We start from the raw sequence: 17,727 nt of genomic DNA, 5'->3' as shown, positions 1-17,727 counted from the left end.
CTGTCAAGATCTGACAGTTTCTTTTATTCATTATAATACAAATTCATGTCCTTCTGAGTCATAAAGAAAAGGTTGAACTTGTGCTTCATCAGTTTTTTTAATGATAACTTTCATAATATCATCGCGACTTGGAATATCAAACATTACTTGCTTCATCAGCCCTTCCAAAATCGAGCGCAAGCCCCTTGCACCCGTCTCTCTTTGAATGGCTTGTTTCCCAATGGTATGCAATGCCTGGTCCGTAAATTCAAGAGTGACGCCATCTAATTCCAGAAGTTTTTGGTATTGTTTTACTAATGAGTTTTTTGGTTCAGTCAAGATTCGAACCAAATCATCTTCTTGTAATTGATTCAAAACAGCAATAATCGGCAAACGACCGATAAATTCTGGTATTAAACCAAATTTGTGTAGATCATCTGGCATCACATTTTGGACAATATGCTCTTCATCTTGAATATTTTGAATCGGTTGGCTTGTTCCAAATCCAATCAATTTCTCTCCAAGCCGTTCACGAATAATATTTTCAAGACCAGCAAATGCGCCACCTACAATAAATAAAATATTAGTTGTATCAATTTGGATTAATTCTTGTTGCGGATGTTTCCGTCCTCCCTGAGGTGGAACATTAGCTTCCGTTCCTTCCAAAATTTTTAGCAGTGCTTGCTGTACACCTTCTCCACTTACATCACGCGTGATGGAGACATTTTCAGATTTCTTAGCAATTTTATCAATTTCATCAATATACACGATGCCATACTGTGCACGTTCAATATCATAATCTGCTGCTTGAATTAATTTTAATAAAATATTTTCAACATCTTCGCCAACATATCCTGCTTCTGTTAAATTAGTAGCATCTGCAATAGCAAATGGCACATCAATTATTTTTGCCAACGTTTGAGCAAGATATGTTTTCCCACTTCCTGTCGGACCAATCAAGCAAATATTGCTCTTTTGTAATTGAACATCTTCTTCATTTTCAAGCATATAATTGACACGCTTATAATGATTGTAAACTGCAACAGACAGTGATTTTTTTGCTTCATCCTGTCCAATGACATATTCATTTAATGCATTATAAATTTCAAGTGGCTTCTGTACATTTTCAAATGTTTCTAAAGTAGAATAAGAATTATCATTATCAATAATTTGCTGGCCTAGAGCAATACACTCGTCACAAATAAAAACACCAGGACCAGCAATAATTTTATTCACTTGGTCTTGACTTTTTCCGCAAAAAGAACAGCGGATTGTTTCGTCATGTCCATTCTCATACATCTCTTTTCACCTCTAATTCAGACTTTCGCCAATTTCAATCATATCATAGTAATATTATGCCGTCTACTTTGACCTTTTAATGCCTAGAGCATAAAAATAAAAAGGCTGCGACTTTTGTCGCAGCCTTTGCGTTTTTTATTATTCTTCTTCAGAATCTTCTTCAAAAGGTAATACTGCTTTTGCTGATTCTGTTACTAAATCAATTGCTTTGCGGATAGCTACATCATGTTTTAGCATATCTTCGGACAGAACGCTTTTTACTTGTTCAACAGGCATACTATATTGTTCTGCAAGAGATTCAATTTCTTTGTTCATCTCTTCCTCTGTTGCTTCAAATCCTTCTGCTTTTACAATGGCTTCCAACACTAAATTCATTGCAACAGATGTTTTAGCTTGCTTGCGATATTGATCAAGTAGATCTTCTTTTGTTTGTCCCGTTAAGTTATAATACATTTCTGGATCAATTCCTTGTTGTTTGAACTGTCCTAAGAAAATTTGTACTTGATTATTTGCTTCTTCTTCAATCATAACTTGAGGAATGTCTGCAATTTCAGCATTTTTAACGGCATATTCTAATGCTTTATTTTCAGAATAAGCTTTTGCGGATGCTTCTTTTGACTCTTTTAATTCTTTTGTTAATTTTTCGCGGAGTTCTGCCAATGTTTCAACATCTTCATCGACATCCATCGCAAAATCGTCATCAAGCTCAGGTAATTCTTCAACTTTTACCTCATGAACTTTCACAGCAAATACCGCTTCTTTTCCAGCTAAATCTTCTTGTGGATAATCTTCTGGGAAAGTTACAGTAACATCGACAGCTTCGCCTGATTTTTTACCAACAAGTTGTTCTTCAAATCCTGGAATAAACTGTCCACTTCCTAATTTTAGTGAAAAGTTTTTAGAGCTACCGCCTTCAAACACTTCACCGTCCACTGATCCTTCAAAATCAATAACAACTGTGTCGCCATTTTCTGCAGCTTCAGCATCATCTTTAACTACTAATTCTTTCAATTGTTGACGTTCTTGTTCAAGACGTGCATCTACATCTTCTTCCGTCACTTCGGCATCCATTTTTGGAACTTCTAGCCCTTCATATTGACCTAATTTTACTTCAGGTTTCGTAGTAATCAATGCTTCGATTTCCCAATCTTTTCCTTTTTCCATAGAAATGACTTTGATTTCTGGTTGACCAACGATTTCTAAATCATCGTCTAATTTTGCGAATGCTTCCTGATAAGCAATTGGAAGAAGTGCATTCAGCGTATCTTCATAAAGAGCTTCTTCACCATACATACGGTTAAAAATTTGACGTGGAACGTGTCCTTTTCTAAAGCCTGGCGCAGAAATAGTCTTACGCACACGTGCAAATGTTGTATCCAATCCTTCGCTTACTTTTTCTTTAGAAATGCTAAAGCTAACTTTTGCACTTGTTGGACCTGTTACTTCAAATTTTGATGTCATATCATAAACCTCCACAATTTACTAAATATAAAAATCTTCTATTTACATACTTTTTTATAATACCTGAATCCTATTGAAAAGTAAACTAATTAATGATATTCAATCGTGCACTGATCAATTTTTCTCATATATTCTAAATAATTCTCTTTTAAGATGGGGGCATGCTTTTTATTTTCAAATGCAATATTTCCTATTTTTTCAACTAATGTTTCAATCCATAGTGTGGGGCAATCGATAATTTGTTCGGCAAGTGGATAAAGCATTAGACATTGAAAGGATAGTTCAGCTTGAATAGCTTCTAAATCTCTTATATTGCTTCCAATCAGCTGCTCTGCTTCTTTCATCAGCTGTTCATAAAACTTTTGCTGATTAAATGTCTTATATTCTACTGGATTTATTTCAATAGTCTGCCCTAACCATGGATAGTGATACCACTGATTAACTTTTAATTGAATCAATTGGTCAAGCACCTGAACTTTGGTCATTTGATTCACTAAATTATGAGCAAAAAGTTGATCGGCTAACAAAATAAGTGACTCTGGACATTCTTTACTCCATTTTTTTACCATCGCTATTTGATAAGCAACATTTTGCGAAGGCTCTTTTAAAAATTCTTCAATTGTTTTTATAGAAAGAGACTTTTCTTCGAGGGGAGTGTAATGATTTAACTTCTCTTTTAAAGAAACTTCATACAATTCCCATTTATTAGCTTCTTCTATAGATTGAGCATGTTTCAAGCCACTTTGAATGATGGACTGTGCCTGTAAATATTTTTCATTCGCTATCAAGACTTCAAGATACAGATCTACCGCTGCAACGTCCGCACAGTACCATTCTTCAAACTCTTGGCATATGCTATAGGCTTCAACATATTTATGAGACTTCATTAAATACGTTACATAAATGAAATTAACCTCGAAATTTTTTTCTATCATATAAAGTCGTTGTACATAATGGCAGACTTTTTCAGACTGATCGGCAACAATCGCTTTTATTATCTTATCTCGAAGTATTTCAGGTTGATCAGGAAAATGAACAATATGCCCTGAATTTTCCATATAGTCCTCCTTACTCAAAAAAGCTGCCACCCATTAGTGACAGCCCTTTATTATTCTTCCACAAATTCTTGAATATCTTTAAAATTTACGACTGTTTTTTCTTCCATCAAATCATACATTCGCTTTGCGGAATTTTCCCAGTCAATCACTACAATAGCGCTATTTGTTAGGAGTTTTTCAATGCGACCTTGCATATATTCCCCGCGAAATTGAAATTTTATAACTTGACCTACTTCTGGACGAATATTTTCCTTAATCGTCTCGATAATTTCGACTGCTTTTTTATAAGGCAATTCTAATAAGTTTGCGATTCTGGAGTTACTTGCGCCTTTTCTTAATTCTGTTTCAACCAAGTCTTGCACTTCTTGTGTAATCTTAATTTCAGCCATTAAATGACCTCCTCACTACTGTCTTACAATCATAGCATATTTTTCAAAAAAAATCACCCCTTCATATATGGGGCAATTTAATCGAGCAAACTTCTAAATTCATTTGACATTATTCTTTATTGGCTTTATAATGTATTTCGTTACATTAAGTGTGCGCCAGTAGCTCAGCTGGATAGAGCATTCGCCTTCTAAGCGAACGGTCGGGGGTTCGAATCCCTCTTGGCGCGTCATATCAATTAAACCCATTTTGCATATGCAAAATGGGTTTAATTGATATGACGTACCTTTTAAAAAGGTACGTTTCTTTTATTATTTAACAGCATCTTTAAGTGCTTTACCTGCTTTAAATGCTGGAACTTTTGTTGCTGGAATTTGAATTTCTTTTCCAGTTTGTGGGTTGCGACCTTTACGGGCTGCACGATCACGAACTTCAAAGCTACCAAATCCGATAACTTGAACGCGGTCACCTTCTGCTAAAGCGTCAGTTACCACTTCAAATAATGCTTCAACTGCTGCTGTTGCATCTTTTTTAGTTAAATTTGTTTTATCTGCAACGCGATTAATTAAATCTGCTTTATTTGCCATTTTCTCCTACACCTCCCTAAATAGATAAACTTAAAAAGTTATCTAAACTATCACATAGAAAACATGGCAAGTTTTGCCAATATTTCTTTATCAAAGATATCATATAAACCCCATGACTGCAAGCTTTAAGTCGATTATTTTTATGTTTTATTTTCTTTTACGTTTTATGAACTTCAATGGTGTTCCTTCAAAAGAAAAATTCTGGCGCAATTGGTTTTCTAAATAACGAATATATGAAAAATGAATTAATTCAGGATCATTCATAAATAATACAAAAGTAGGCGGACCTACAGAGACTTGTGTCATATAGTATATTTTTAATCGCTGACCAGAGACTGTCGGTGCTGGATTCATTGCCATTGCATCCATTAGAACATTATTCAAAATATTGGACGGAATTCTTTGCATGCGATGATCATACACTTGTTTCACTAATTCTAGCAACTGAGTTAATCTTGTCTTAGTTTTTGCTGAGACAAATATAATAGGTGCATACTCTAAATAGCGAAAACGTGTTCTTACATCATTTTCAAAGTCGCGCATTGTATTAGTGTCTTTTTCAACAGTATCCCATTTATTGACAACGAGAATAATACCTTTTCCCGCCTCATGTGCATAACCGAAAATTCTAGTATCTTGTTCACGAATTCCTGTATCGGCATCAATTACACATAATACGACATCTGACCTTTCAATGGCACGCAAGGCGCGCAATACACTATAACGCTCAATATTTTCATAGACTTTTCCACGTTTGCGCATTCCCGCAGTATCAATCATAACAAATTCATCACCATTTTCTGTAGTGATAGAAGTATCAACGGCATCTCGCGTAGTGCCAGGTTGATTGGATACAATAACACGTTCTTCTCCTGAAATAGCATTCACTAAACTTGATTTACCAACATTCGGACGCCCAATAAGCGAAAAATGTATCCGATTGTCTGGTTCATCATTCAAATGAATTGATTCAAATTCAGCTATGACAGCATCTAATAAATCGCCTAAGCCTAATCCATGCGCACCACTTATTGGATAAGGTTCTCCTAATCCCAAACCATAAAATTCATAAATATTTGCACGTTGTTCAGGATTATCCGCTTTATTTACGGCAAGAAGTACGGGTTTGTTCGAACGATATAAGATCTGTGCAATCTCTTCATCTTGTTTGGTGATTCCATCTAATATATTGCTCATCATAATGATAATGTCCGCTTCTTCAATTGCAATTTCTGCTTGACTGCGAATCATCACATTCATGGCTTGATCATCCATCGTAATTCCACCAGTATCAATGAGAAAGAATTCTTTTCCTAGCCACTCGGCATCTGCATAAATACGATCACGTGTAACGCCAGGTGTATCTTCAACAATCGAAATACGTTCTCCCGCAATTCGATTAAAAATAGTCGACTTTCCTACATTTGGACGACCAACAATGGCAACAGTTGGTTTTATCATTTCTCTCACCTTCTTTTCCTAAATTTTAACAGAAAAGGACACCCAACGTTCAATAATTCTTCGACCGTTGGGTGTTCCTTTTACTTATTTATTAAAGATTATTCATTGTCTGTATTTTCAAGTAAGCTTGAAAGTTGATCGCCAATTTGATCGCCTAAAGTAAAGGCTGATTCTTCATTTTCATCGCGAAGTGTTGGTTGTTTAACATTTACATGTTTTTCAACTGGTTTTTCTTCACGTTTTGGCGCTTCTTGTAACGCTTTAATGCTAAGTGAGACGCGTTCTTTTTCAGGATCGACACTCAATACTTTTACTTCAACTTCTTCACCGACAGATAATACTTCATGTGGAGTATCGACATGACGATGTGCAAGCTCAGAAATATGAACTAATCCTTCAACGCCAGGTTTTAATTCGATAAATGCACCAAAATCAACGATGCGTTTAACAATACCTTTTGTCACGGTTCCAGCAGCGAATTCTTCATCTACATTATCCCATGGGCCAGGTAACGTATCTTTAATTGATAATGAAATTCTCTCGCGATCTTCATCAATACTTAAGATTTTCACTTCAACTTCTTCGCCAACAGATAGTTTGTCTTCTGCTTTGTCAACACGTTCATGTGCGATTTCAGAGATATGAACCAATCCATCAATGCCACCTAAATCAACAAAAGCTCCAAAATTAGTCAAACGAACAACCGTACCTTTGACGATTGCGCCTTCTTCTAATTGAGCAAGTGCTTCTTCACGTTGTTTTTCTTCTTCTACTTCAAGAATCGCACGACGTGAGAGAATAAGCTGACGTTCTTGTGGATTTAATTCTAAGATTTTGAATTCGTAAGTATTACCTTCAAATTGTTTTAAATCTTTCACAAAATGTGTGGCAAGTTGTGATGCAGGTACAAATCCTCGAACACCAACATCTACAGTAACGCCACCTTTTACAACGCGATTAACGGTTGCTTCAATGGTATCCCCTGCTTGGAATTTTTCAGCAAGTTCATCCCATACTTTACGTTGATCAATGCGTTTTTTAGAAAGAACAAAGCTTCCTTGTTCTTTATCAGCGATTGCACGTAAGACTACAACTTCAACCGTTTCGCCCATTTCTACTTCATCAGCAGGATTATCAATACGTTTACTTGAAAGTTCACGTAATGGAATAATGCCTTCCTGACCTGAGCTAAGTCCAACAACTACGTTTTTGTCTTCGTCAATTGCTAGAACTTCACCTTCAACCAAGTCACCCGGTTTAATTTCATCTGCAGCGCTAAGTGCTTCAGACATTGAGTGTTCCTCGGTAATTTCTAAATCCTTTTTTTCTTCTGACATATATATTGTGCCTCCATTAACATCAAAATTACATCTTTGTTCATTATAAAGGATAGGGTTTTAAAAATCTACAAATATCCCTTATAAAAGATAAAACTTTACCCTTCATTCATTTTTTGCTTAATAATTTCTAGAATTTTTGCAACGACTTCATGAATTGTAAGTGCCGTTGTATCAACTTCAATGGCATCCATTGCTTTTTTTAACGGGGAATGCTTTCTAGAAGTATCTAACGCATCTCTTTCGATGAGATCCGCTTTGATTTGTTCAAATGTGGACGAAATCCCTCGACTTTGATTTTCTAAATGCCGGCGCTGCGCTCTTACGTCAACACTTGCAACTAAAAATATCTTGACTGGCGCATCTGGAAGTACAACCGTACCAATATCTCGACCGTCCATAATAACAGAATGCTTCCCTGCTAATTCTTTTTGAAGTTTTACAAGCGCTTCGCGCACATGTGGATGTGCAGAAACTTCTGAAACATTTTGCGATACTTTATTTTCTCTGATTTCTTTTGTGATATCAGTATCATTGACATATACTTTTTGACCGTCTGCTGTAGGCTTAAATGAAATTGTCATATGTGACAGAAGCTCTAATAGCTTGCTCTCATCTGCCACATCTATACCATGTTCCAATGCAGCATAAGTTAATGCACGATACATCGCACCAGTATCAATGTAGACCAATGATAATTCTTTGGCGATCATCTGGGCAATTGTGCTCTTTCCCGATGATGCCGGACCATCAATTGCGATTTGTAGTTGTTCCAACTTTTGCACTCCTCTATTCAACAGTCAAAACTTGCCCAACAACAATATCAGGACTCGAAAGTCCATTGATCGCCATTAAATGATCGACAGTTGTTCCATGATTTGCTGCGATTCTATACAAAGTATCCCCTGGCTGAACCGTATAGGAACCACCAGTTTGTGCAGGTGCAGATTCTTGTGTTGATTCCGATTCAGGTGCAGGTGCAGATTCTGCTTGCTGAGAATTGTTTGGTTTTTCTTCTTGATTTTCTTTTTTCTCTTTTTCTGCCTTTTCTTTCTCTGCTTTCTCTTTTTCTTCTTTTTCTTTTGCTTCTTTTTCTGCTTCTTCTTTTTCTTTGTCTTTTTTCTCTTTATCTTTTTTCTCTACTACTTCAATATTAGGTTCTGACTTCTTGCTAAATTCTTCTGCATCGCGGTTGTGCAGCCACATGGTGTAAGTAATTGGTGCAATAAACAATAATGCCAATAATAATACAGCACCTGTCAACCATGGTGAAATACCTTCTTTATTTTTTTTGCTATGCGAACGTGCAACACGAGAATTCTGACTTTCAGTAGTAGAATCTTTTGCAGAATCGCTAAATTTTCTCGACCATAATTCCTCTTCTGATTTATGTCGATTGGATCGATTTTGATCTGAACTCATCTGATATCTTCCTCTCAACTTCAATTCTTCCCTATTGTATCATAGTTAGGGTAGGTGTTTGAAATATTTTTAAATAATTTGTCAAGAACTTTCTCCCATTGATAATCATTACGAACACTTTTTGGAATTTTTTGCAAAGGTGCATTAGCTATTCCTTGAACAATTTCTGGTTGACAATGAGAACAACATCGATCAGACACTTTTTTGTTTTCATCAAAATAATTCAACAAACATTGGCGCTTACACCCTTGTTCTTGCACATAATTTAACATAAATTGTAACTGATTTTCTTTTTTTATTCTATGATTTTGAATAACTTCCCATGTATGGGCCATTGAAAAATTATTCTTTGCATGAAAATATATTAAACGCTCCAATGGTTGCTTCATATCTCGCATATTTAAATGTTGAAAGTTTTGATAAATATTCAAAAATGTCGTCTCATCCATTTTCGCTTGATTTTGAAAGTAGTGATGAACAGATTCATCACCTGACTCATAAAATAAGATAGCATAACCAGGTAAATGATCCCGGCATGCACGTCCTATTTCTTGCAGATACATTTCAGGACTTTCAGGCAAATGATAATGAAAAACAAAACGAATATTCTCCTTATCAACGCCCATCCCAAAAGCACTTGTTGAACAGATAATATCAATATCACCATGCAAAAATTGCTGCTGAATTTTTATCCGCTCGACTCCATCAATATCCCCATGGTAGCTTGCCACACTTTTTCCTAATGCTTTTTCCAATATAAGCGCTAAAAAATCACATGTTTCTTTATTTCGAAAATAGATAATGCCCTGCCCTTCTATACGTTGCAAATAATGAATCAAACGCTGTTGTTTATCTTGTGCACATTTTTCGACATGATAAAAAATTTCTGGACGGTCAATGGGATAAATAATTTCTTTAAATGAACGACTTCTTAAGTGCAGTTGTTCTATAATTTCTTCCCGAACTCTCTTCGTTGCAGTTGCAGTTAGAGCCATTATAGGTGGGGACTTCAATTCTTTTATACGGTCACCCAAAAGTAAATATTCTGGTCTAAAATCAACACCCCACTGAGAGATACAATGTGCCTCGTCCACAACAAATAAATTAATCTTCTGCTGCTTCAATTGATTTATAATATGTGGTTGAACCAGCATCTCTGGTGACAAAAATAAATATCTAAAGGTATGAAGATGTTGTAATACATAGCGACGTTCTTCATTTGAAATCAAACTATTGAGTGTTGCGACATGATGTTCCCCCCGCATTTTAATGGATTCAATCTGATCATACATTAAAGATAATAATGGCGAAATAACAATTGTAAGCCCCTCTAAAAAATAGCTCGGCAGTTGGTAGCAAAGAGATTTTCCTGTACCAGTAGGAAGCATCACAAGGGAATTTTTTCTTTCGACTGCAGCTGTTACTGCCTCTTCTTGCCCAGGGCGAAACTTTTCAAATCCAAAGTATTTCTTCAGTATATTTCTCATGAATTGATACCCTTTCTTTTATTTCGCAATTGTTCCAGCTGTACGAGCCGATATTCCATAAATAGCACTTCAGGTACTTCCATTTTTAAGCTCTTAAAGCCAAGGAGCGGCCGTTCTTGTAATATTTGTATAATCTTATATTTCACTTCTGGTCTTATATAGCAATCGAATTCAAATTCAGGATCGATCAAAGCAGCCTCTAACAAATGTTCATAAATTGTGCCAACTTTTATTCTACGTATTTTCGCCACTTCAAAAAATGACTGATTATGTTGCAAATATTTGAGGCTTTCCCATGTACTTTTTGATAATCCATTATAATAAAGTAACTTCAAATTATCTAAGAAATTTTTATGTAAAGGCAGTGCAGTTGAATAATTAATAATGTTCATCATTTTTTGGACTGTTGCATTTAAATAAATAGCATATTTATCAAGCGGTTCATTTAGTTCATGCATAATCTGCGTACGAATCCATCCTATTCTTTCATGTCCCGACAAATGCATACTTATAAAATTGGCTTCCGTTTCCTCCAAATGAGATAATATGTGCCGCAATTCTTCCTGCCACTGCGGGGAGTTCTCATGCACTGTCCCTTGTTGAAGATGAAGCCATCGCTTCACCCACTCTTGAATAAAATGATTCGTCACCACAGGACGATAACGTATATTTGCAAAACTCGCTTCAGAAAAAATCTGCGTTAGAAATTGCCAATATTCAAAAAAATGGTGCCAATAAGAATTCCAACGCAAATGTGATACATGGTAAATTTTTTCCTGATTGCAAAAAGCATGCGTTATTTGAGTTCCTTCTGACATCAAGCGGTAGCCTTTTTCATGTTGTTCAATCCAATTTTTTCTTTCAAATTTTAAAAAAAGTCCATCTAATGCATCCTTTTTTACCAGTGGATAAAGATTGAATAAAGGATGTAACTGTTGGATTTCTACCCTATATAAAATGGAAGGGGTTCGTTTTCCTTGGAAGATATGAATGAGTTGATTCGACTTCAACACATTTTCATTAAAAAAACTCAGGATATATTTTTCACTATATGACATTTGCTCCCCTCCTTCGCTATTATATTATCATATCTATTTAACGTTATTCACAACAAAAGCCACCGACAATTCGGTGGCTTTTATTAATTTATTTTCTTTATGAATTTAACCAGCTTCGGCCATACCATTGCAATAAGTGCATATAAAATGATTCCTTTTAATAAATTAAAAGGAATGACACCTGTTAAAATATAATTCAGAACTGGGCCAACTGAAATACCTAAAATCATTGTATAAAGTGGAAGTACCACCCATATATTGAGTATCGTCATCATAATCGTTAAAAGAACAATTGCACTCATTCCTGCGAAGTGTTGCTTTTTAATATTGTCTGGATATTTCTTAAAAGTATGAGCAAGTGGAAGTATCACACACAAAGAAGCGATAAAGGCAGTAACATCTCCTATTGGATAACCCATTTCACCAAAGCTCATCGCATAAGACAGTCCTGAGCGAATTGCTGTCGCAATAATTCCTACATGAAAACCATAGCCTGCAGTTACTAAAAATAAGATAATATCACTGAAATCAATTTTTAAAAAAGGAAATGCTGGAATTAATGGGAAAGAAAAAATAGAAATAACCCATGCCAGGCTTCCAAATATTCCAATTGCAGCAATCTTTTTATTTTTCATTTATAAATCCCCCATCTGGATTCAATTCAGGGATTGGGGATTAAGGCAAACTCAAAAAAGCCTCATCTTCTTCCATCCAGACTATACGGTCGGTCTTGGAATCTCACCAAGTCAGCTATATGCTCGTGGACTTTACCACCGGTCGGGAATCACGCCCTGCCCTGAAGATGAATCATTCATTATTTTTATTATAGCGTATCACTTTTTTCGATACGTTCAAATTGTTTCAATTGTTGAATTTCAAAAGGTTTTAAATATCGCCACTGTCCATTTGGTAAGTCATGAACATCTAACGGTCCAAATTTTTCACGTGTTAGCGTTTCAACGGGATGACCAATATGTTCAAACATATTTTTCACTTGATGATTTCTTCCCTCATGAAGAGTAATGCGAACAGTTGTCTGATTTTTCTTTGCATTTCGCTCAATAATTTCAACTTGTGCTGGAGCAGTTTTCACGCCATCAAGCATAATTCCTCGGCGCAACTGATTGCTTTCTTTTTCAAGAAGTTTGCCACTAACTTTAGCAACATATGTCTTAGAAAATTCAAAACTTGGATGGGTTAACACATGTGTCAATTCCCCATCATTCGTTAAAAGTAGGGCTCCCGTTGTATCCCAATCCAAGCGGCCCACTGGATAGATTCGCTCTTTTACCCATTTTTCAATGTTGTCGACTACTGTATCACGCCCATGTGGATCATTGACGGTGCTTATTTCATAGCGCGGCTTATTATACAAAATGTACACTAACCGTTCCTTAACAATTGGAACATCATCCACTGAAATAATGTCGTGAGCACTCACTTTATAGCCTAGCGTTGTAATCGTTTCGCCATTGACTTTAACTCGTCCATCAAGAATTAGTGCTTCTGATTTTCTTCGAGAAGCTACTCCAGCATGTGCCATTACTTTTTGCAATCGTTCCATTTAAGCCTCCTCCTGCGAGTCACCTTTGTAAAAATGATCATAAAACAAACTTGTAGGTTCTGACGATGGTGTATCTTCCAAAGCTGGGAGCTCACTTAAATCATTTAATCCAAAATAATCTAAAAAAGTAGTCGTTGTGCGATATAGGACAGGTCTTCCTGGTTGCTCCAATCGCCCAGCTTCTTCAATTAAATTGCGAATACGTAATTTTTTTAAGTTATTGGAAACTTGAACGCCACGTATTTCTTCAATTTCCATCCGCGTAATTGGCTGTTTATATGCGATAATTGTCAATGTTTCTAACATGGCTGATGTCAGATGTCTAGAATAAGAGGATTGTGCAAATTTCTCGATTAGCGGCGCGAACTCTTGCTTTGTCGCTAGTTTATAGCATTTAGCTGTCTCGATTAGTGTCAAACCACACATCATATTTTCTTCATAAGATTTTTTTAATGAATCAATCAACGCGCATGCTTGATCTGCTTGTATATTCAACAGATTCTTTATTTCGTCAATACTCAATCCCTCATCGCCACTTATAAAAAGTAATGCCTCTAACGCAGGAATATATTCATTTTGCTTTTTCATAAATTCCCTACTTTTCTGATAACACAATTTTAATTTCTTCATGTGCATTTTGTTGCTTTACATAGACTTTATTTTTCTTCATTAACTCTAATATCGCAAGAAATGTAACAACAATTTCTGATTTCGTTTTTGTTTTTAGAAGCTGCGAAAAATTCAGCTCTCTTTTTTTTTGTTGCAAAATACTATCAGTAATCCAATCCATCTGATCAAATACTGTCAATTCATCGGTTTGAATCGTTGTACTTTTTTCTGCTGTTAGATCTTGCGCACTAAGTATTTTTTTCATTGCATCCAGTAAGTCATTCGCACTTAACTGACCTTTTTCGAGCGGAATATTCTGTTGATATTCCGATATGTCCGATGGTAATTTCGTATAATAGCCTGATCGAACGATTTCTTTTTCTTGCAATTCTCGACTCATTTTTTTGAATTTTTTATATTCCAATAGCATCTCAATTAAATGTTGGCGTGGATCTTCAGAAGTATCTTCCAGATCATTTAACTCTTCAGATTGATTTTCATTTCGCGGCAATAACATTTCACTTTTTATTTGCATAAGCGTTGCCGCCATCACTAAATAATCCGCTGCAATATCCAATCGGAGCTCTTTCATCATGTTCAAATAGTTCAAATATTGATCGGTAATCTCAGCAATTGGAATGTCATAAATATCAATTTCAAGTGTCCGAATTAAATGCAATAATAAATCAAGTGGCCCTTCAAATACTTCTAAATCGACTTCCCACTTTTTTTCATGCCATGCTGACTGTTCTTGTTTCATATGCACACCTGCTTATTCTTCAGCGCTAGATTGGTCTTGTTGCCATGTCTGAATAATCGGTGTCGTCTCCAGCGTTCCCATAATCGGCAAATCTTGGTACATCGCCTGTAGTGCATCAAGCATTTTATAAGATAGTCCTTCATTTCGATAAGAAGGACTTAAGGCAATCAGACGTAGGAGCAATACTTTCTGTTCAATTTCAACACCCAAAATTGCAACAAAATCACTGGTCTCCTCACTTTTCCATAAAAATAATTTTCGATCAGAGTCTTGACGATACAAATCCATCTCTTCCATCAATCGATCCGTCTGATTCAAGTCTGAAGCATAAGACATTAGTCCCATAGCGATTTTCTCGAAATCCTTTTTATAATGGTAGAGCATCTTTACACTCCTTTTGTTCATGTAAATATTTCTTCATACCCTATATAATAGCATGGATTTGCCGAATAAAAAAATAAATCTGCAAATATTATTTGCAGATTTATTTGTGATTACATTTGTTTTAATATTTCTAAGACTAATTGTTTGAAATGATCATACACTCTAGCAGACACTTCAATAACTTCTTGATGGTTCAATGGCTGATCTAAAACACCTGCTGCCATATTCGTAATGCAAGAAATTCCTGCAACACGCAACCCAACATGTTGAGCTACGATAACTTCTGGAACCGTCGACATGCCAACTGCATCTGCTCCAAGAATACGCGACATACGAATTTCGGCAGGTGTTTCATAAGTTGGGCCTGAATATCCCATGTAGACTCCTTCTTGAATTTTGATTCCTAAATCTTTGGCAATGTTGCGCATGAGTACTTGATAGTCTACATCATAAGCATAGCTCATATCAGGGAATCGTGGACCAACTTCATCATCATTACGACCGATTAGTGGATTATCGCCAGTATAATTAATTTGGTCGGTAATCATCATCAAATCGCCTGGTGTAAATGCTTTATTTACGCCACCCGCAGCATTCGTAATAATAACAGAATGAGCACCTAGCGCCTTCAGAATGCGAACAGGAATGGTGATTTCTTGCATAGAATAGCCTTCATAATAATGGAAGCGTCCTTGTTGTGCTAATACTTTTTTACCATTTAACGTTCCATAGACGAATTGACCAGCATGACCTGCAACAGTCGAGATCGGAAAGTCTGGAATATCCGTATATGAAATGATTAGTGGATTTTCAATCATTTCAGCAACTTTCCCTAAACCACTTCCTAAAATTAGACCAACTTCCAAGTCCTCAACGCCTTGATCTTTTATAAAATCAGCAGCGTTTTCAACACGTTTCAAAATTTCTTGCATTATGATGTCTCCTTTGCAATATTTTTTAGCTTCAATGAATGAAATTTTAAAGTTCAATTGAAGCATTTTTTATGATTTCTTTTTTGCTCGCGGGTGGGCAGCATTATACACTCTTCGATTATGACTTTGCGAAATATGCGTATAAAATTGTGTCGTTGAGATGTCGGCATGTCCCAGTAATTCTTGAACGATGCGCAAATCGGCACCATTTTCGAGCAAATGTGTTGCACAAGAATGCCGGAATGTATGGGGGGTAACATTTGCCGTAATCCCCGATTTTTTAGTATATTCTTTTATCTTTTTCCAAATGGCTTGACGTGAAAGTCCTTTGCCGCTGTTATTTAAAAAAATGAGATCCGTATCTTTTGGATTTTTTTGTAAAAGAAGTGGACGAACCTTTTCTAAATACTGCATCAACCATTTATCCGCAAGCTCTCCTATAGGCACAATTCTTTCCTTATTCCCTTTTCCTACAGTTTGAATAAAGCCCATCGATAGATGTAGCTCATCTAAAGTTAAATGCGTCAATTCAGAAATTCTCAGTCCCGTTGCATAAAGCACTTCAAAAATAGCACGATCACGAATGCCCAGTGGCTTACTTATATCTGGCACTCTAAATAATTGTTCAATTTCAGATATACTTAGTACATCAGGGAGTTTGCGTGCTAATTTGGGTGAGTCCACGAATTGCATCGGATCTTCTGTTGACTCTTTCGTCTGCACCAAAAAGCGATGAAATTGACGTAAACTACTCGTCATTCGGCCAATGGTTGGAACGGACTTTCCTTCTTTCCGTAATTTTTCTAAAAAAGAGAGTAGCACGTAGCGATCCACTTCCGACCAACTCTTAATTTTCTCACTTTCCAAATAAGCGAAATAATTTTCAATATCTCGTGCATAACTTTTGATTGTATTCTCGGCTAAATTTCTTTCAACTTTTAAAAAGACAAGATACTCTTCGATATTTTCTTTCGAAATTCTCCCACTCATTCCATCCCTCTTTTTTGATGCTTTCTATTAATTATAAAGTAATCGCTTGCATTACGCAAGACATTGTGAAATACATGTCATTAAATGAGGTAGGTATGGGATTCATCTTGTGCAATTAAATTTTCTTTTAGTAAATGACCAATTGCACGCTTGAATCGTCCTTTACTTATCGCAAATTGTTGTTCAATTTCTTCTGGTGTCGATTTATTTGTGAGTGGCAATTTTTGGTCAGGCATTCGTTTAATCGTTTCAAAAATCATTGCAGCATCATCTTCAATGATTTCATACGCTCTAGGCATCGTCGATACATATAATACCCCATCATCGCGAAGGCCAATCACGCGTGCTGTAATTTTTTGTCCCAGTCGCGGTTCTTCTATTCGCTCGGAAGGATGGATAAAAGCAAGTTCGCCAGAGTCAAGAAGTATAAATGTCCCAGCTTTTTGTAGCAGTACAACCGTTCCTTCTACATCATTATTGTGCATTTTTTCATTCCCAAACTTCGTTCGGCGGATCCATTCATCTCGATTAGGCATTTTACCCCACAGTCTGCCCTGAGCATCAAAAGACCCTTTCACAAATAAATAATCTCCTAGATGTGGCCACAAAGAAGGATGATAAGGCATATCATCCATTGAAACTAGTATATCTTTTTCTGGTAAGCCAACATCGACAAAAGCTCCTAGTCCTCTTTTAGTTTCGATTACTGGTGCACTTACATACTCATTTTTTAAAGCTTTTGGAACTTTTGTAATTAATACTTTTTCTTCTTTTTGATTTTCATAGACTAGGCCTTCTACTGTATCGCCTAGATTTAAATGCGATTCCTCATTGGTAATTACACGATAAGTTATTCCTTGATATTGTGCATAAAGTGCTTGTTCATTTTTATCGATAATTAAAGCTGTAATCAAAGACCCCATTGAAACAGTCATAACATCTCTTCTTTCCT

19 protein-coding genes, 1 tRNA gene and 1 riboswitch are annotated in these 17,727 nt (G+C 36.0%); of the genes, 1 reads left to right on the top strand and 19 read right to left on the bottom strand.

The window, feature by feature from the left end:
* Positions 1-30: 30 nt before the first annotated feature.
* The 4 genes from clpX to C231_RS0100325 all read right to left on the bottom strand — a co-directional run bounded on the left by clpX (position 31) and on the right by C231_RS0100325 (position 4,186).
* The gene (gene clpX / locus C231_RS0100340; RefSeq protein WP_018658663.1) at positions 31-1,278 is read right to left on the bottom strand and encodes an ATP-dependent Clp protease ATP-binding subunit ClpX; all 1,248 of its coding nucleotides are present in this window, start codon (positions 1,276-1,278) and stop codon (positions 31-33) included.
* A 138-nt stretch (positions 1,279-1,416) separates the two neighbouring features.
* Positions 1,417-2,739: a trigger factor gene (tig, locus tag C231_RS0100335; RefSeq protein ID WP_018658662.1), complete on the bottom strand. Its 1,323-nt coding sequence runs from the start codon at positions 2,737-2,739 to the stop codon at positions 1,417-1,419.
* Between the two features lie 89 nt (positions 2,740-2,828).
* On the bottom strand, positions 2,829-3,797 hold the full coding sequence (locus tag C231_RS0100330; RefSeq protein ID WP_018658661.1) for a hypothetical protein: 969 nt from the start codon (positions 3,795-3,797) through the stop codon (positions 2,829-2,831).
* A gap of 50 nt (positions 3,798-3,847) precedes the next feature.
* The gene (locus C231_RS0100325; protein ID WP_018658660.1) at positions 3,848-4,186 is read right to left on the bottom strand and encodes a DUF2187 family protein; all 339 of its coding nucleotides are present in this window, start codon (positions 4,184-4,186) and stop codon (positions 3,848-3,850) included.
* 153 nt (positions 4,187-4,339) lie between these two features.
* Here C231_RS0100325 and C231_RS0100320 point away from each other — a divergent pair.
* Positions 4,340-4,413, top strand: a tRNA-Arg gene (locus C231_RS0100320).
* A gap of 82 nt (positions 4,414-4,495) precedes the next feature.
* On the opposite strand, the gene C231_RS0100315 is transcribed toward C231_RS0100320, so the two are convergent.
* From C231_RS0100315 to C231_RS0100245, 15 genes are all read right to left on the bottom strand, one after another.
* A complete protein-coding gene (locus C231_RS0100315) occupies positions 4,496-4,771 on the bottom strand; it encodes an HU family DNA-binding protein (protein WP_018658659.1) in 276 nt (91 codons plus the stop codon).
* Positions 4,772-4,918: 147 nt separating this feature from the next.
* Positions 4,919-6,232 carry a ribosome biogenesis GTPase Der gene (der, locus tag C231_RS0100310; protein WP_018658658.1) on the bottom strand — a complete coding sequence of 438 codons (1,314 nt, stop codon included), beginning with the start codon at positions 6,230-6,232 and terminating at the stop codon, positions 4,919-4,921.
* A 98-nt stretch (positions 6,233-6,330) separates the two neighbouring features.
* The gene (rpsA, locus tag C231_RS0100305; protein ID WP_018658657.1) at positions 6,331-7,569 is read right to left on the bottom strand and encodes a 30S ribosomal protein S1; all 1,239 of its coding nucleotides are present in this window, start codon (positions 7,567-7,569) and stop codon (positions 6,331-6,333) included.
* A gap of 98 nt (positions 7,570-7,667) precedes the next feature.
* The gene (gene cmk, locus C231_RS0100300) at positions 7,668-8,345 is read right to left on the bottom strand and encodes a (d)CMP kinase (RefSeq protein ID WP_018658656.1); all 678 of its coding nucleotides are present in this window, start codon (positions 8,343-8,345) and stop codon (positions 7,668-7,670) included.
* Between the two features lie 13 nt (positions 8,346-8,358).
* Positions 8,359-8,991 (bottom strand): LysM peptidoglycan-binding domain-containing protein, encoded by a 633-nt coding sequence (locus tag C231_RS08135; protein WP_018658655.1) that lies wholly within the window; start codon positions 8,989-8,991, stop codon positions 8,359-8,361.
* A gap of 20 nt (positions 8,992-9,011) precedes the next feature.
* On the bottom strand, positions 9,012-10,478 hold the full coding sequence (locus tag C231_RS07455) for a RecQ family ATP-dependent DNA helicase (protein ID WP_018658654.1): 1,467 nt from the start codon (positions 10,476-10,478) through the stop codon (positions 9,012-9,014).
* A complete protein-coding gene (locus C231_RS0100285) occupies positions 10,475-11,536 on the bottom strand; it encodes a helix-turn-helix domain-containing protein (protein ID WP_018658653.1) in 1,062 nt (353 codons plus the stop codon). The genes C231_RS07455 and C231_RS0100285 overlap by 4 nt, the downstream gene beginning before the upstream one ends.
* Before the next feature lie 83 nt (positions 11,537-11,619).
* On the bottom strand, positions 11,620-12,171 hold the full coding sequence (locus tag C231_RS0100280; protein WP_018658652.1) for an ECF transporter S component: 552 nt from the start codon (positions 12,169-12,171) through the stop codon (positions 11,620-11,622).
* Positions 12,172-12,231: 60 nt separating this feature from the next.
* Positions 12,232-12,344: riboswitch (FMN riboswitch) on the bottom strand.
* A 15-nt stretch (positions 12,345-12,359) separates the two neighbouring features.
* Positions 12,360-13,100, bottom strand: coding sequence for a pseudouridine synthase (locus tag C231_RS0100275; protein WP_018658651.1), 741 nt, complete (start codon positions 13,098-13,100; stop codon positions 12,360-12,362).
* Complete coding sequence (gene scpB / locus C231_RS0100270; protein ID WP_018658650.1) at positions 13,101-13,688, bottom strand: SMC-Scp complex subunit ScpB; 588 nt, start codon at positions 13,686-13,688, stop codon at positions 13,101-13,103.
* A 7-nt stretch (positions 13,689-13,695) separates the two neighbouring features.
* Complete coding sequence (locus C231_RS0100265) at positions 13,696-14,469, bottom strand: segregation and condensation protein A (RefSeq protein WP_018658649.1); 774 nt, start codon at positions 14,467-14,469, stop codon at positions 13,696-13,698.
* A 12-nt stretch (positions 14,470-14,481) separates the two neighbouring features.
* Positions 14,482-14,853: a hypothetical protein gene (locus C231_RS0100260; RefSeq protein ID WP_018658648.1), complete on the bottom strand. Its 372-nt coding sequence runs from the start codon at positions 14,851-14,853 to the stop codon at positions 14,482-14,484.
* A 110-nt stretch (positions 14,854-14,963) separates the two neighbouring features.
* Positions 14,964-15,785 carry a purine-nucleoside phosphorylase gene (locus tag C231_RS0100255; RefSeq protein ID WP_018658647.1) on the bottom strand — a complete coding sequence of 274 codons (822 nt, stop codon included), beginning with the start codon at positions 15,783-15,785 and terminating at the stop codon, positions 14,964-14,966.
* Positions 15,786-15,854: 69 nt separating this feature from the next.
* On the bottom strand, positions 15,855-16,775 hold the full coding sequence (gene xerD, locus C231_RS0100250; protein WP_018658646.1) for a site-specific tyrosine recombinase XerD: 921 nt from the start codon (positions 16,773-16,775) through the stop codon (positions 15,855-15,857).
* Between the two features lie 80 nt (positions 16,776-16,855).
* On the bottom strand, positions 16,856-17,710 hold the full coding sequence (locus tag C231_RS0100245) for a S1 RNA-binding domain-containing protein (protein WP_018658645.1): 855 nt from the start codon (positions 17,708-17,710) through the stop codon (positions 16,856-16,858).
* Between the last annotated feature and the right edge of the window lie 17 nt (positions 17,711-17,727).

It is taken from the genome of Allofustis seminis DSM 15817, from assembly GCF_000374325.1.
Taxonomy (GTDB): Bacteria; Bacillota; Bacilli; order Lactobacillales; family Carnobacteriaceae_A; genus Allofustis; species Allofustis seminis.
Note: the sequence above shows the minus strand (reverse complement) of the source record. Positions and strands in the feature narration are given on the sequence as shown.